This is a genomic window from Stenotrophomonas sp. TEPEL (assembly GCF_004348785.1).
Classification (GTDB): domain Bacteria; phylum Pseudomonadota; class Gammaproteobacteria; order Xanthomonadales; family Xanthomonadaceae; genus Stenotrophomonas; species Stenotrophomonas indicatrix.
Genome location: NZ_QQXJ01000001.1, coordinates 3,974,528 through 3,988,508, shown reverse-complemented (window position 1 = coordinate 3,988,508; position 13,981 = coordinate 3,974,528). Strand labels below are relative to the sequence as shown.

Annotated in this window: 12 protein-coding genes and 1 pseudogene; 10 read left to right on the top strand and 3 right to left on the bottom strand. The window is 59.4% G+C overall.

The genetic code is table 11. The features are described 5' to 3' along the window. Both TEP_RS18250 and TEP_RS18245 read left to right on the top strand, forming a co-directional pair. A complete protein-coding gene (locus tag TEP_RS18250; protein WP_240790764.1) occupies window positions 1–3,090 on the top strand; it encodes a lantibiotic dehydratase in 3,090 nt (1,029 codons plus the stop codon). A gap of 64 nt (window positions 3,091–3,154) precedes the next feature. Continuing rightward, window positions 3,155–4,444: a S41 family peptidase gene (locus TEP_RS18245; protein ID WP_165933938.1), complete on the top strand. Its 1,290-nt coding sequence runs from the start codon at window positions 3,155–3,157 to the stop codon at window positions 4,442–4,444. Between the two features lie 1,237 nt (window positions 4,445–5,681). Here the strand turns inward: TEP_RS18245 and TEP_RS18240 are convergent. After that, window positions 5,682–5,795, bottom strand: a pseudogene (locus TEP_RS18240) (IS5 family transposase); the annotation flags it as partial. A 1,379-nt stretch (window positions 5,796–7,174) separates the two neighbouring features. On the opposite strand from TEP_RS18240, the gene TEP_RS18230 reads away from it, so the two are divergent. The 3 genes from TEP_RS18230 to TEP_RS18220 all read left to right on the top strand — a co-directional run bounded on the left by TEP_RS18230 (window position 7,175) and on the right by TEP_RS18220 (window position 9,072). Continuing rightward, window positions 7,175–7,474, top strand: coding sequence for a type II toxin-antitoxin system RelE/ParE family toxin (locus TEP_RS18230; protein ID WP_276321423.1), 300 nt, complete (start codon window positions 7,175–7,177; stop codon window positions 7,472–7,474). 88 nt (window positions 7,475–7,562) lie between these two features. Next, a complete protein-coding gene (locus tag TEP_RS18225; RefSeq protein WP_132826217.1) occupies window positions 7,563–7,940 on the top strand; it encodes an addiction module antidote protein in 378 nt (125 codons plus the stop codon). Between the two features lie 355 nt (window positions 7,941–8,295). Then, the gene (locus tag TEP_RS18220; protein WP_132826216.1) at window positions 8,296–9,072 is read left to right on the top strand and encodes a DUF3011 domain-containing protein; all 777 of its coding nucleotides are present in this window, start codon (window positions 8,296–8,298) and stop codon (window positions 9,070–9,072) included. Between the two features lie 24 nt (window positions 9,073–9,096). Here the strand turns inward: TEP_RS18220 and TEP_RS18215 are convergent, their stop codons facing one another. Beyond that, complete coding sequence (locus TEP_RS18215) at window positions 9,097–9,444, bottom strand: hypothetical protein (protein WP_132826215.1); 348 nt, start codon at window positions 9,442–9,444, stop codon at window positions 9,097–9,099. 130 nt (window positions 9,445–9,574) lie between these two features. Here TEP_RS18215 and rocF point away from each other — a divergent pair, with 130 nt between their 5' ends. The 3 genes from rocF (at window position 9,575) to TEP_RS18200 (ending at window position 11,224) form a co-directional block, all read left to right on the top strand. Further along, complete coding sequence (gene rocF / locus TEP_RS18210) at window positions 9,575–10,495, top strand: arginase (protein WP_080150399.1); 921 nt, start codon at window positions 9,575–9,577, stop codon at window positions 10,493–10,495. A 167-nt stretch (window positions 10,496–10,662) separates the two neighbouring features. Further along, window positions 10,663–10,800 carry an entericidin A/B family lipoprotein gene (locus TEP_RS18205; protein WP_019661832.1) on the top strand — a complete coding sequence of 46 codons (138 nt, stop codon included), beginning with the start codon at window positions 10,663–10,665 and terminating at the stop codon, window positions 10,798–10,800. Between the two features lie 202 nt (window positions 10,801–11,002). Beyond that, on the top strand, window positions 11,003–11,224 hold the full coding sequence (locus tag TEP_RS18200; protein WP_117309302.1) for a CsbD family protein: 222 nt from the start codon (window positions 11,003–11,005) through the stop codon (window positions 11,222–11,224). Between the two features lie 67 nt (window positions 11,225–11,291). On the opposite strand, the gene TEP_RS18195 is transcribed toward TEP_RS18200, so the two are convergent. Further along, on the bottom strand, window positions 11,292–12,086 hold the full coding sequence (locus tag TEP_RS18195; protein WP_132826214.1) for a hypothetical protein: 795 nt from the start codon (window positions 12,084–12,086) through the stop codon (window positions 11,292–11,294). Window positions 12,087–12,194: 108 nt separating this feature from the next. Here TEP_RS18195 and TEP_RS18190 point away from each other — a divergent pair, with 108 nt between their 5' ends. Next, window positions 12,195–13,487, top strand: a complete 1,293-nt coding sequence (locus TEP_RS18190; protein ID WP_132826213.1) for a tryptophan--tRNA ligase — start codon at window positions 12,195–12,197, stop codon at window positions 13,485–13,487. 126 nt (window positions 13,488–13,613) lie between these two features. Further along, the gene (locus TEP_RS18185; protein WP_132826212.1) at window positions 13,614–13,916 is read left to right on the top strand and encodes a hypothetical protein; all 303 of its coding nucleotides are present in this window, start codon (window positions 13,614–13,616) and stop codon (window positions 13,914–13,916) included. Window positions 13,917–13,981 lie beyond the last annotated feature (65 nt).

The following is a 13,981-nucleotide window of genomic DNA, read 5'->3' as shown; positions in this document are numbered from 1 at the left end:
ATGCCTACCAATCAGCTGAAGGTAATGACGTCTGACGTTGCATTCGTTCGATTCGCGGTTTTGCCCGCTGACACTGTCAGAAGGCTGTCTTGCGGCGAGGAAGATTTGGTAAGGGAAGTTGCTGCTCTTATGGCGGATCCCTATGTTCGCGAGGCAGTGTGGTTGGCCAGCCCCGCACTGCTTGCTCGATATGATCACGTTAGCTCGACAGGTTGCGAGATTGACGTTGACGTCATCGCAGCAGTTGCAAAATACCTAATCCGCATGTCGTATCGGTCTACGCCATTTGGCACCTTTGCCGGCGTTGGTACTGTAGCTGTCGCGGGCTGTGGAAGCGTGGTTGCCCCCGTCCGGCGAGAGCTTTATCGTCACGTTCAGGCCTCCACAGCGGCGGTCAGTCTGATAGCTTCAAGATTGTTGCGACAGATGCATGATAATCCAGACCTGCCCTTTTATCCAAATGACACGCTAAGTATTCGCTGCGGGCGCGCATCATGGGTGGCGTATTCCCTAAATAGAAAGGGGAAGAGAATATATCGGAATGAAATGGTGGAGGTCGATAAGTATCTTTCGCACGTGCTGGAGCTTGCCCGTCAGGGTTTAAGTCTCACGACACTCGCTAGAGCCGCGACGGACTCTTACCCTGAGGTCTCCGAGGGTCAGTTCGCCGAATTTTTGGCTGAACTCGTTGATGCTCAGCTGCTCTGCTGCGATGGCCTCCTTGATCTGACGTCTGACGATCTTTTGGATAGTATGGCGAATTCTTTCGTTGAGGCGGGCATCCATGGAAAGAAAATCGCAGACGCGCAATCCAAGGTCAGTTGCCTCTCAGGAGAAATGGCTCTCTCTGTCCCTTCGTCTTATGACGCGGCGATGAGTAGTCTTGCAGATCTGCAAGGTCCTGGTGCTGAGCGCTCTGATCTGCCTGTGAAAGTCGATCTGTACGCTAGGAAGAGCCTCGGAGCAGTCTCCTCGCGTGTTGTCAAGAGCGTAGAGGAGGCGATCGCGATGTTTGCGGTGTTCTCTGAGAAGAACAATGGGTTGACTAAGTTCGCTGCTAATTTCGTTGCTCGATACGGGGACTTAGAGGTCCCGCTACTTGATATTGCAAGTGAGCTTTCAGGCCTTGGGTACGTCGAGAGGTCGTCTTCAGCTCCGTCCATCCTCCGCTTCCTGGGCGCGTCATCGGTAACGAGGTCACGAGATAGTACGGCTGCCACAGGTATATCCAATGTGGTGGATAAGTTGATTTCCGATTCTACACAGGAGTATATCCACCTTCGGCCCGGCCCGGAGTCTTATGTCGGGCTTTCGCAAAACTCTCTGGATGCGCAAGTGGTTTCATGGTTGAGCGTCTGGAAGTCGAACGCTGGTGAGTTGATCGAAATACGAAGCGTTGGCGCGCAAAGAGCTGGGCGGGTGATGGGACGATTTTCGTATCAGCTGCCGGAGCTAAGAAGTGCTCTCGCTCGTGACGGCATGCCCCACTCAAAATCTGATGCGCTGCCCGCAGAGATCGTTCATTTGCCGGAAGATGATTTAGGTAGTGTTTGTGCGCGTCCAGTGTTGAGTGCAGTGGAGATCGGGATACGCGCTGGTCCTTCGAAGAACGTACTGCGTGTTAATCTCGCAGACTTGGTGATTCTGGTCAGAGATGGTCGTGTCCTTGTCAAATCGCGATCCTTAGGACGTTTCCTGTCCCTTCGAATGAGCAACGCTCACGCAGTCGATCGACCCGGCAGTCTGCCCCTTTACCGATTCCTAAGCAGTATCGCTACACAGGGGCAAGCGGTCTCTATCCCCACCTTGCGTGACCGTTTTCCAACGGCGCCTTATGTGCCAGGAATGAGGTTCAAGGATATTATTCTCAGCAGGCCGACCTGGTACATTAAACCCGAAAGGATTGATGACGTAGCTAAGCTGAAGGGAGATCAGCTTCTTCAAGCCTGGCGTACACTATCTGACGATTTTTCGATGCCGCACGAGGTGGCATTGGTACAGGGCGATCGAGTTATCCCCTTTGACACCCGGGTTGGGTGGATGCTAACCGAGCTAATACGGCACCTCAAACGTGCCGAGAAGTCCATTTTGACGACTACATCACCACTTGGCCTTCAGCCAGCCATCATGGCGGCCGACGGCCCGCGAGCTCATGAGCTGCAGCTCGTCCATCGGCTTGTTGGGCAAGGCCGCCCGCATGACTCGGAGTGCCATGCAGATATTGATTCGGCCGTCAAGGTGCTTGGTAGGGGTTGGATCTATGTGAAAATATACTCCTCCGCCCAAAGTGCATCGTATGTGCTTGATGCACTCGCGAAATTCGCTGCTGAGAAGCAGCTAGAACTGTTCTTTGTCAGGTATAGAGACGATAAGGGCTTTCATCTTCGTGTCAGGCTTAGGACGTCGAAAGGCAAAGTTAGCTTGGAGGTGGTGGGGTCGTTAGTAGAGGCGCTAGATGCTCTCCGGCGTGAATTTATCATTCAGGAGATATCAGTCGACTCCTATGTCCGTGAACTTCAGCGGTATGGAGGAGATGCGCTCCTCTCGAAGATTGAAGATCTTTGGGTATGTGAGAGTGAATCACTAATGAGGCAGTCCGATCGCCTGGATGATCAGGGGGGCGATTACTGGAAGTGCGTTGCAGCTTCAATGGACCGCTTAATGATCTCCCTAGGGTACAGGTCGCTTGAATCTCGGCTGAAGTTCGCAACGCGAGCTGCTGCAGATTTTCACGCTGAAATTAGATTTTCAAAGAATGACAGGAAGCGAATAGGGCGCTTGTTTGCTACCGCAGGGAGTAGGTTGCTCGAAGGGGCGATCAGCTTTGACGGGGTTGATACGCAGTGGTGCGAAGCGCTTGCGCCGGAGTCTTTGACAGATCAAATTGCCAGCGATCTTGCTATGCAGTCAGAGGGAAGGAGATATTCTATTTCATGGGCGATAATACACATGAGGGTAAATAGAATGTTCGTTCAGGATCATCGATACCAAGAGGCGGTTGTGTGGGAGCTTCTGAAGCGGTCCTATGTCGCTTTTGTGAAACGTCGGGCGACAGATAATGAGAGTTCCACGGCTGTGTGCCATGCGTAGTCTCTCTATTTTACTTGCGTTCGCAATATCAATATCTGTTGCTTCATGTTCGCGAGGAAAGTTGATGGGCAAGTGGTTCGCTGTCTCGCCTGACAAATCATGTGTTTGGCACGGTGAGGGTAATCCACTTAATTCCGGGGGGGCGAGCATAGGTGCAGGTGGCGGCGGCGGAACGTGCCGCTACGGCGGAGTTGCAATTCGTTTGGATGCTGCGCAGTTAAAGGGTCGTCAGGTGGAGATCAAGGCTAAATATCGGCTTGAAGGTGCCGGTAGGGCAAAGATCATGCTCAGGGTCGACAGTGATTCGGCTCAGATTGACGCTGCTGAGATGGCCCTTGTCGATCAGAAGGGTCTGTTCGTCAGGAGATTCGACATAGATAGTCGTGCAGATACACTGATTGTGGGAGTTGCCATTTTTGATGGAATCGGCGTTGAGTTGGAATCGCTAACTGTTTCCCCCCTTGCTGATGTCGATAAGGGCTTGGTAACTAAGGTTTCTACAGTTGAGATATACAAGGAAGCCACGCGCATAGTCCGTGAGCATGCTCTATTTGCCAGCAAGGTGGACTGGCGAGTAGTAGACGGTGAGGCGGTGTTGGCGGAGGTTGCTCGAGAAACGCCCTGGCAAATGGAGCGGCGCATCAGGGGGGTCTTGCGAGCTCTTGGAGATCATCATAGTGCTCTTCAGACGCCTGACGATGTAGTTGCGGCTGAGGGGCAGTCGGGTCCAAAATTTGAGCCAGAGTTCACCCAGATTGGTGCCAACGTCGCAATTGTGTCAGTGCCGCCTTTCTCAGGCGGCGATCGAGAGCAAGTTGATCGTTTTGTGGGGACGTTCCATTCACAGCTATCCAGGCTGCACGCTCTCGGGGTCAGGCGGTGGATTGTAGATCTTAGGTTGAATAGTGGAGGGAATATGTGGCCTATGCTTTCAGCTTTGAGTCCCCTCCTTGGAACCGAGGATATCGGCGGAACCGAGAACGGGGATGGATCCGTCGACGCTTGGATTGTTGATCCGCCAGCACCATCTGTACCAGATCTCACGGGAGATAAGGTGGCAGTTCTGCTTGGTTCAAGTACCGCGAGCTCTGGTGAAGCTGTTGCGATCGCCTTCAATGGGCGGCCCCGAACGAGGAGTTTCGGTGAGCGCAGCGGGGGGTACTCTACATCCAATAGGAGCTTCGACCTGCCCGGTGGCTATCGCTTGCACGTTGCATGCGCCACATTTATGGACAGGGCTGGTCGGGTATATCCTTCCGGTATTGAGCCCGACAAGGCCGTTCTCTCTTTGTCCGATTCCAGAGCGGAACGAGCCGCCGAAAATTGGTTGCGTGAAGACGAGGTGGACAAGTGAGTTTGCTTGAGAAATTGACGCTGCTGCAAAGTGAGGGGTGCTCGTCGGCCGATATTGCTGCTTTTGCTTTTCGAGACCATTCTCACGACGATCAAGGCGCTGATGAGTCTATCGTCAACGCTATTCGTGATCGTGTCTCTGACGCTTTGGCAGTTCCAAAGAGCGCAGTATACGCTTGTGGCTCCGCCAAGTACGGAATAAGCCTGCTCCACGGGCATTCATTTGCTCGTGGCAGATCGGATCTTGATCTGGCTGTCGTCGATCGAGAATTTACAGAGAGATGTCTTCGAGCAGCGGCCGGTGTAAGTGCGAACTACTCTGAGGTGGACGCATTTCCCACTCTAATCGCACCTGGAGCGAGGACGCCTTATCAAGTTCGGCAGAAATTCCTTGAGTGTGCGCGAAGAGGAGTTCTTAATTTTAGCTACATGCCCCTTTGCGATGTGCGCTCCAGGGTGAAGTCGATTTCTTCCGATATTTCGGAGCAGTACAGGCAAGAATTTATCGATGTAAGTCTGGTTGCGTACTCATCCGCGGGCGCGTTCTTCGATGCGCAGAAGCAGAGGCTGCAACAGTACTTTGCGAAGGATATTTCGAGGTCAACTCACTCGTCTCCGCCGGGTTACAAGGCTGAGGAGGTGAGGGAAGTGAATCTTTCACTTCAGCGCCCTTCATTCGTGCATCAAGACGTCTGGAGTGCCCTCCAGCGCGTCCGGAAGGTCACTGGATTGGTTTGGTGCGTCGTCGTGCCTTTAGGTGTCGTGGATGGCAGAGAGAGCTGCTTTGACATCTTGCTTTGTCATCAGCCAGTCGAGTCAATTAACTCTGCCACGAATGGAATGCTCTGGGAAATATCATCTGAACTGGGCAGAAATAATGTTCTGATGCGCTTCGTGTCCGGGAGTCTTGCGCCTACCCAAATGTATTCAATGGTATCTTCCCACATTCTTTCGATCGGTAGAGACTACGGTGAGGCATGCTTGGGTAGGCGAGTATTTCTGCAGCTTGCGGAGTGATAGTTCCCCGGATGGCCCTGGGAATCTCGAATTGGTAGAGTCAATTCGGGGGTGGTGGGCATGCTCCTAGGGATCATCTGATCAATTCGCCTCGCCATCTTGATTCAAGGCATCCCGGAGCGATGGATCCACACCTCTATTATCTGGGCGGCTTCAACCGACCTTGCGGGCGCTTCCAGCGCCCATCTGCGCGTCCCGCTTTGCGCCGGACGCACCAGCCCCTACGCCGGCATCAACTGCCGACGCACCATCCATAGATTGGACAGCGCAAACAGCGTGAGTACCTGCGCAGTGTTCTTGGCCAGGCCGCGATAGTGGACCTTGGCGTAGCCGAACTATCACCTATACCCACGTGTTAATTACGATCAGCTCACCTGGTCAGATACAGATGCTGGGCGAATAGGACGCCAAGTTCCGGCTTCGGGTGGTTGGGAAGTCTGTAGGAGCTGCCTTGGGGGCATCTCGACTCAAGCAGCCAGTCGCAATGCAAGCATCATCAAGGGGATGGTGGGAGCGGTGCCAGGATCGGGAGTTCCCCCTCTGCCAGTCCTGAATCCATCGCCGACGCAGAGTAGGAATCAGTCCATTGTTGGGGGTATGCAGCAGCAGTCTCCGAGTCAGCGACCTCTGGCCCCGCATCGGCCGCCTGTCCCCGGAAACGCTCCTCCCTCATCGGTTTCATCTAACGCGGGGTGCTGTCCAGTCGTCATAGCCGGCGCACTGTTCGTGTTGGCGCTGAGGGCGTACGCGGGTTGCGGAGCTCTGCGTTAGCAGTGCTGCGTTCGTAGATTGTCCTATCAGAATTGACGTCGATCCTGATGTTACGGTCTTGGTTGATCCGGATCAGATGAGCCAAGCACTGATCAATCTCATCCGCAATGCTGCTGAGGCTGGAGCGGGCAGTTTGGTCGAGATTGAATCGGACTGTTGTGGAAGTACGGTCCAGCTGCGAGTTCTCGACCGTGGCCCGGGATCGCCCCCAAGCCCAAACCTCTTCGTTCCGTTCTTCACGACCAAAGAGGGTGGTTCAGGGATCGGGCTAGCCCTGTCGAGGCAGATCGTTGAGAGTGCGGGGGGCAGCATCTCGCTAAATCGAAGAAGCCCTCTAGGCGGTGCCGTCGCTGAGTTGAGACTGCCGATGGTTCCAAGTGCAGTTCCTGACGTTCGGCAGAGCGGCTGTACGCGCGATTGAAGCCCAGTCTTTGCTGCCAACGCATCGGCGGCCATGGGGCGATTCGGCGCAAGCATACGGTGCTTGGAGCGGCGCGGACGGTTTGAGGCAGAACGTTCAGCTTGGCTCATGGCGCTAACCGTCGACGCGGATTTCTCGGCTCATCGTGGACGGCATGCGGCTCCAGAAGGATAGCTATGGCACGGATCGAGACTCCGCTAGCCCACTCGATATGTCATTGGGCTTAGCTAAGCTACGAGCCTGCCTGGATCGCCAGCACTGCTGGCGAGCTTAACCAGGGTGCACCAGACGGACTATGCCGGATTGGGCGCGTTGCTCTGACCATGTCAATTTGCCCCAGTAGCGAGCACCACCGTCCATAGCATCTGTGGGGGTCCGCCACCATGCCAAGTCATGCGGGGTACAATTGGGGGTGTCAATGTTGACGTTCATTAAAAATATCCATTGTAATTAAATAGATGGATGTCCTTTGTGGTTCGGATAAGCACCATCCACTGACTGAGATCAGTGCAAGCAATCCAGTTGCGTTCCCCACTTGATTTGCCATGGTTGCATGTCCATTATATTGGACATGTGACGAGAATTCAGACAACCACTGAGTTCAACAGTTGGCTCAACGGTCTGCGTGACAAGCAGGGCCGTCAGCGCATCGCTGTACGCATCACACGGCTGGCGCTGGGTAATCCTGGCAAGCACCGGGTGCTCGCCGGCGGTATCGCCGAACTGAAAATCGACTTCGGCCCGGGATACCGCATCTATTACACGCAGCGCGCGGGGATTACCTACATCCTGTTGTGCGGCGACGACAAAGACAGCCAGTAACGCGACATCGAGCAGGCCCGCAAGCTCGCCAGTCTGCTTTGACCAAGTGGCTGCAGCGTATATGCGACGGAAGATGAGGCAGACAATCATGAACAACAAAGTACAGCTGCACGATTGGGACGCTGCTGAACACCTGCGCGACGAAGAAGACATCGCTTTTTTCATCGAAGCCGCGCTGGAAGAGGCTCCCGATGACTCGGCCTTCATCGCATCCGTACTGGGTATCGCGGCGAGAGCACGGAACATCTCAGATCTTGCACGCTCTACGGGAATCGCCCGCGAAACGCTCTACAAGATGCTGCGTGGAGAAGGAAACCCAACCATGGGCAACCTCAGCAAGCTGGCCAGATCGCTCGGGTTCCGTCTGAGCCTGGTACCGGTCGACAGCAACGGCAAGCCGATCAAGGCGAAGTCCAAAACCAAGCCAAGCAAGACCACTTCGAAGACGGCGAAGAAGGTGGCGTGAGTTGGCAATGTTCGTGTTCGGTCAACGCGTCCCCGGATCACCCGGCACGGGTTGCGGCCACGGAAACACATCCTCGGCGAAATGGCTGACGCAGCCCCCGTTGCTGCCTGGATGACCATGAACGACAACCGCGGACGCATGGCCTGCAGCGCCAGCAGCTGCTGCTGTGCGTGGCCGAAGGGCGGAGCTGTCATGTGTGCATACCGGACGTCCGTGTGATGCGCCCGATGATGGCGCTGGCCTGATGGCGGTGGTCTGCGGCCCGTGATCGGTTGCTTGATATTCCTCACGGTCGAGCAACTCCGGCAGTCCCCATACTGGCGCCCTCCGCTCACTCCTCACAAGGAAGCCGACCATGCGCCGCCACCGCTTGCCGTTGACCGTCGCGCTGCTCGCCAGCGCCTTCACAGCACCGGCGATGGCCGCCGTGCCGTTCTTCAATGCCAGCTGCCCCGGTGGGCTGGATGTCCATGCAGACGAGGGCGGGCCGGTCTACGTGCAGGGCCGCGAGACCACCCTCAAGCGCTTCAACGATCGCTACTTCGAAGCGCGCGATGCCAACAGCGGCACCACGCTTTCAATCAGCACCGGTGACGAGGGTACGCCGCAGGTCAGCTACACCGGACGCGGCGGTGCCAACGGCATCTGCCAGGTCAGCAACAACGGCACGCCGGCGGCTGCCGTGGAAGGTGGCAGGCACCACCGTGATCAGGATCGCGATGACGATGCAGCACTGCCACGCGAGGTGACCTGCGAATCCACCGACCAGCGCCAGGTGTCCTGTGACATGGACACGCGTGGCAATGTGGAGATCGTGCGCCAGCTCAGCCGTACCCGTTGCGAGCAGGGCAGCAACTGGGGCCTGTCGCGGCATTCGGTCTGGGTCAATGGCGGCTGCCGCGCGACGTTCCGCAACATGTCCAAGGCCGCAGCCAACGCGCCAGCGGGCGATACCGCGCTCGGTTCGTGCAATGCAAGCAAAGGTGCACAGGGCACGCTGGTGACCCAGGTGCCGGTCGGCACCGATTACCAGGAACTGATCATCGATTATCCCGAGGGCCGCTTCCTGTGCATGATGCGCAACGACGGCCGGGTGCAGAGCGTGACGCCGATTCGCCGCCGCGGAAGCTGAGCGTGCAGTGGGCCGGTGCTTGCTTCAGCCGCAGGATGTATACAGCAGTACCCACGCCAGCACCAAGCCGAGCATGCCGACGAAGGTCAGGCCGGACCACAGCGCCGCCAGCTTCACATTGCCGATCAACGCCGTCAGCATACGGTGCAGCTCGCTTTTCAGGATCGGATATTCGGCGTGTGCCTTGCGCAGACGCTGCCAGCCCAACCCGAGGAATACCAGGGTCGAGAACGGCACCAGCAGGAGCGCCGCCTGCATCAGCCAGCCATTCGGCGACGCATCCATCGAGCTGCTGAACAGAATCGCGAAAACGGCGATGGGCAGCGCCCCGATGAAAAAACGCGACCAAGCGGTGTTGATGAAGGGCGACATCGCAATCTTCCATGAAGGGCGGTCGGGTCCGCGCGGCATCATGCCATGCGATGGCCCTGCTGCACCGCCGCGAGTGGTGTCACATGCGTCTGGCTAGACTGTGCTTCTTTTTCGTTCGCAGGAGGCACCCATGGCCCATCATCCCGCCGTTACCCTGATCGGCGTGCCCACCGACATCGGGGCGGGCCATCGCGGCGCCCGGCTGGGGCCGGAAGCCCTGCGCGTGGCCGGCCTGCCTGAAGCACTGGAAGCGCGCGGCGTGGACGTGCGCGACCTCGGCAACCTGGACGGCCCGCGCAACCCGTGGACCGCGCCGGTGCAGGGCTATCGGCACCTGGATGAAGTGGTGGCGTGGAACCATGCGCTGATGGAGGCCAGCTATGCCGAACTGCAGGCCGGCCGCATGCCGATCATGCTGGGCGGCGACCACTGCCTGGGCATCGGTTCGATCACTGCCGTCGCGCGCTGGTGCCGCGAGCAGGGCAAGGACCTGCGCGTGCTGTGGCTGGATGCGCATTCGGATTTCAACACCAGCGAGGTGACCCCGTCGGGCAACATCCACGGCATGCCGGTGGCCTGCCTGTGCGGCCTCGGCCCGGATGCGCTGACCAGGCTGGGCGGCACCTCACCGGCGATCAAGCCTTCGCAGGTGCACCAGATCGGCATCCGTTCGGTGGACCCGGAAGAAAAGCGCCTGATCAAGACCCACAAGGTCGATGTCTACGACATGCGTTACATCGACGAGAACGGCATGAAGCGCACCGTGGAAGCGGCGCTGGCCGGCATCGACGAGAACACCCACCTGCACGTCAGCTTCGACGTCGATTTCCTCGACCCGAGCATTGCCCCGGGCGTGGGCACCACCGTGCCGGGCGGGGTGAATTACCGCGAAGCGCAGCTGGTGATGGAGATGATCGCCGACAGTGGCCGCATGGGCTCACTGGATATCGTCGAACTCAATCCGCTGCTGGACAACCACAACAGCACCGCCGAACTGGCCGTGGACCTGGTCGAAAGCCTGTTCGGGAAATCGACCCTGATGCGCGACTGAGAGGATCCAGCCTGAACGGTTGGACGAACCGTTCACACGCGCTCCACGCCCCTGCCGCCAGATTGCACCTCACGCGGCAGTGTTGGCTTCGAGCCAGCCTGCCGCCCCGATCAATACAACCGAACCCCGTGATTGAGCGGTGTAGCGGCAAACCCAAGGAGAAGCCCATGAAGCGCGTAGTTGCCCTGATGCTGTTGTCGATGTTCTCGGTGGCCCTGCTGGCCGGTTGCAACACCGTTGCCGGTGCCGGCAAGGACGTGCAGAAGGCTGGTGAGAAGGTTGAGGATGCCGCCAAGGGCAACTGAGCCTGAGGTGGTGCGCAGTATGGAAAAGGCCGGGGTCTCCCCGGCCTTTTTTCATGCGCGTCTGTCCGTGGGATTCCGTCGGAGCAGTGAACCATTCAAGCAGGTGAGCATGCATTTCATTACGGGTTGACCGCTCTTCAACAGGTGATGCGGCAGGCTGGATGCACGGTAAGAACGCCGTTGCAACCCAGGAGTTCCAGCAATGAACAAAGACATCATTTCCGGCAAGTGGTCGCAGCTCAAGGGCAAGGCCCAGGCCAAGTGGGGCGATCTGACCAACGACGACTTCGATGTGGCAGAGGGCAATGCCGAGTATCTGGCGGGCCGCCTGCAGGAGCGCTATGGCTGGGCCAAGGACCGCGCCGAGAGCGAGGTCCGTGATTTCGAGGCCAGCGTGCGCAAGGATTATCCGGACTACAAGTAACACCCGGCTTCTTCTCCCACGTCCGACGCCCGCACCCTACCGGTGCGGGCGTCGTGCTGTGGGGAGATCAGCGTACCGGCGGGTCGGGCACGTAAGGGTTGGGAAAGGCCTGTGGCTGGCGGTCCAGGCGCGAGGGCGAATCGAGCAGGATGCCGCGTGCTCGCAGGTTGCGGGCGCTGTCGTAGCGCAGCTGCAGCACCTGTGCCGGGCTGCGGGTAGCGCGTTCGAAATCGGTATCGCGCACCGATGAACTTTCGCGCGCACCATGCCCGGTGCCCAGCGCGGGTGCCTGCGACTTCGTGGCGTAGCCTTCGCTGCGGCTGGCACTCGCATCGGCGGCGGCCTCGGCGGCCGGCGCAGGTACCGGCAGGCCACGGCGCAGGATCGGCTCTGGACGCCAGCGACGCGCTTCCTCGAACACCGCCACGCCGACCACGCCGACGTTGTCCGGGCGACCGGTGCGGCTGGCATAGCTGCCGCTGGGGCTGCTGAAGACGAACTGGGCCACTTCGTCCTGGGTCTTGCGCCAACCGGTGATGTCGGCGCGCTGGCCCGGGTTGAGCACGTAACCGGTCTGCGAGGGATCGGCGTCTTCACCGGAGATGGCGTTGACCCCGTCCACCGACAGCACCACCAGCACCCGTCGCGGGCTGTCGTTGTACAGGCGCACGGCATAGCGGTGGCCGCGCTCACCGGCCACCCAGCGCTGGCCGTCGGCCGGGTAGCTGCGCAGCTCGGTGCCGCGGTCGCGGTCGACCAGGGCCACGCGCACCGGGCCGTCCTGCGGCATCGGCGGGGGCAGCGGAGCCGGGCGGAAGCCGGCCAGGGGCAGGATCAGCAGCAGGGGCAGCAGGCGTTTCATCGGGCGTCTCCAGCGGGGTTGGGTGAATGAACGCGCCGGAGGCCCTGACGGGGTTGACCGTGTGCACGGTAAACTGGCCGCGTTCATAGAAGGTTTCCGCACGCAGTCATGACGACCCGAGTCCTTACCGGCATCACCCCCTCCGGCACGCCCCACCTGGGCAACTACGTTGGCGCCATTCGTCCGGCCATTGCGGCCAGCCGCGCGCCGGACATCGAGAGCTTCTTCTTCCTGGCCGATCTGCACAGCCTGATCAAGTCGCAGGACCCGCAGCGCACCCAGCGCGCGACCTTGGAGATCGCTGCCAGCTGGCTGGCCTGTGGCCTGGACCCGGAACACGTGTGGTTCTACCGCCAGAGTGACATCCGCGAGACCACCGAGCTGATGTGGTTCCTGACCGCCATCGCCAGCAAGGGCATCCTCAACCGCGCCCATGCCTACAAGGCGGCGGTGGACAGGAACCGGGAGGAAGGCCAGGACGAGGACGCAGGTGTCAGCGCTGGCCTGTTCATGTACCCGGTGCTGATGGCGGCCGACATCCTGATCTTCAAGGCCAACCAAGTACCGGTGGGCCGTGACCAGATCCAGCACATCGAGATGGCGCGCGACTTCGCCCAGCGCTTCAACCATGTGTACGGCAAGGAATATTTCCCGCTGCCCGACGTGGTGATCGACGAGCAGGTGGCAACCCTGGCGGGGCTGGATGGCCGCAAGATGAGCAAGAGCTACCACAACACCATTCCGCTGTTCGTGCCGCGCGAGGAGCTGAAGAAGCTGGTGTTTTCGATCCTGACCGACTCGCGTGCCCCGGGCGAGCCGAAGGACACCGAAGGTTCGGCGCTGTTCCAGATGTACCAGGCGTTCGCCACCCCGGAGCAGACCGCTGCCTTCGCCAAGGCCTTCGCCGATGGCATCAGCTGGGGCGGTGCCAAGCAGCAGCTGTTCGAGCGCATCGACAGCGAACTGTCGCCGCTGCGCGAGCGCTACAACGCGCTGATGGCCGAGCCGGAGAAGATCGAAGCACTGCTCAAGCGCCGTGGCCAGCAGTTGCGTGAGCAGCTGGCAGCACCGCTGCTGCAAGAACTGCGCCATGCGGTGGGCCTGCGTGATCTGTCCGATGCCGGCGACATCGCCAGCGAAGATGCCGGTGAAGCCCGCGCCGCTCCGCCGCTGTTCAAGCAGTACCGCGAGAAGGATGGTCGCTTCTACTTCAAGCTGACCGCCGGTGACGGCACGCTGCTGATCCAGAGCGAAGGCTTCGACTCGCCGCGCGATGCCGGCCAGCTGATCGCGGTGCTGAAGCAGGCCGAGCAGGGTGACCAGCTGCAGAGCGACCTGTTCAAGCTGGAAGCCGAGGTGGATGCGGTGCTGGCGGCGCTGGCTGTGCTGCGCGCCGACTGATCGGTAGATGCCGACCTTGGTCGGCGCTGTTGAGGGCGAAATGCCGGCCAGCGGCCGGCACTACCACGGCAGTGCACCCATGGCATGATGTCCGCGCGCCTCAGGCGCGATGACATGGAGTCTGCAATGGCCTGGTTGTCGCTGCTGCTGTTCCTGCCCTGGTTCATTCTGCTGGGCAGCCTGTACTGGCTGTTTCCGCGCCAGCCGCGTACCCCGCGGCGACGCCTGTTCGATGGCGCTACGCTGGCACTGGCGCTGGCCCTGAGCATCGTGGCGATGCTGTGGGGCCACCACATCGGTCTGGTACAGCCGGGCGCCGGGCCGATCTGGCCGCAGGTGCTGGCGGTGCTGTATGCCTATGGCGCGTTCCTGGCGGTGCTGGTACTGGCGCTGCTGCTGCGGCCGCGATTCGCTTTGCGCTGCAGCTGATCGGTAGTGCCGGCCGCTGGCCGGCAACTGCATTCAACTGGCTAACCCGGGTTGCCGGCCAGCGG

Bases quoted from the DNA above. Each gene is read 5' to 3' on its own strand.
- TEP_RS18250 (WP_240790764.1), top strand. From the start codon at position 1: ATGCCTACCAATCAGCTGAAGGTAATGACGTCTGACGTTGCATTCGTT.
- TEP_RS18245 (WP_165933938.1), top strand. From the start codon at position 3,155: ATGGGCAAGTGGTTCGCTGTCTCGCCTGACAAATCATGTGTTTGGCAC.
- TEP_RS18225 (WP_132826217.1), top strand. From the start codon at position 7,563: ATGAACAACAAAGTACAGCTGCACGATTGGGACGCTGCTGAACACCTG.
- TEP_RS18220 (WP_132826216.1), top strand. From the start codon at position 8,296: ATGCGCCGCCACCGCTTGCCGTTGACCGTCGCGCTGCTCGCCAGCGCC.
- TEP_RS18215 (WP_132826215.1), bottom strand. From the start codon at position 9,444: ATGTCGCCCTTCATCAACACCGCTTGGTCGCGTTTTTTCATCGGGGCG.
- rocF (WP_080150399.1), top strand. From the start codon at position 9,575: ATGGCCCATCATCCCGCCGTTACCCTGATCGGCGTGCCCACCGACATC.
- TEP_RS18205 (WP_019661832.1), top strand. From the start codon at position 10,663: ATGAAGCGCGTAGTTGCCCTGATGCTGTTGTCGATGTTCTCGGTGGCC.
- TEP_RS18200 (WP_117309302.1), top strand. From the start codon at position 11,003: ATGAACAAAGACATCATTTCCGGCAAGTGGTCGCAGCTCAAGGGCAAG.
- TEP_RS18195 (WP_132826214.1), bottom strand. From the start codon at position 12,086: ATGAAACGCCTGCTGCCCCTGCTGCTGATCCTGCCCCTGGCCGGCTTC.
- TEP_RS18190 (WP_132826213.1), top strand. From the start codon at position 12,195: ATGACGACCCGAGTCCTTACCGGCATCACCCCCTCCGGCACGCCCCAC.
- TEP_RS18185 (WP_132826212.1), top strand. From the start codon at position 13,614: ATGGCCTGGTTGTCGCTGCTGCTGTTCCTGCCCTGGTTCATTCTGCTG.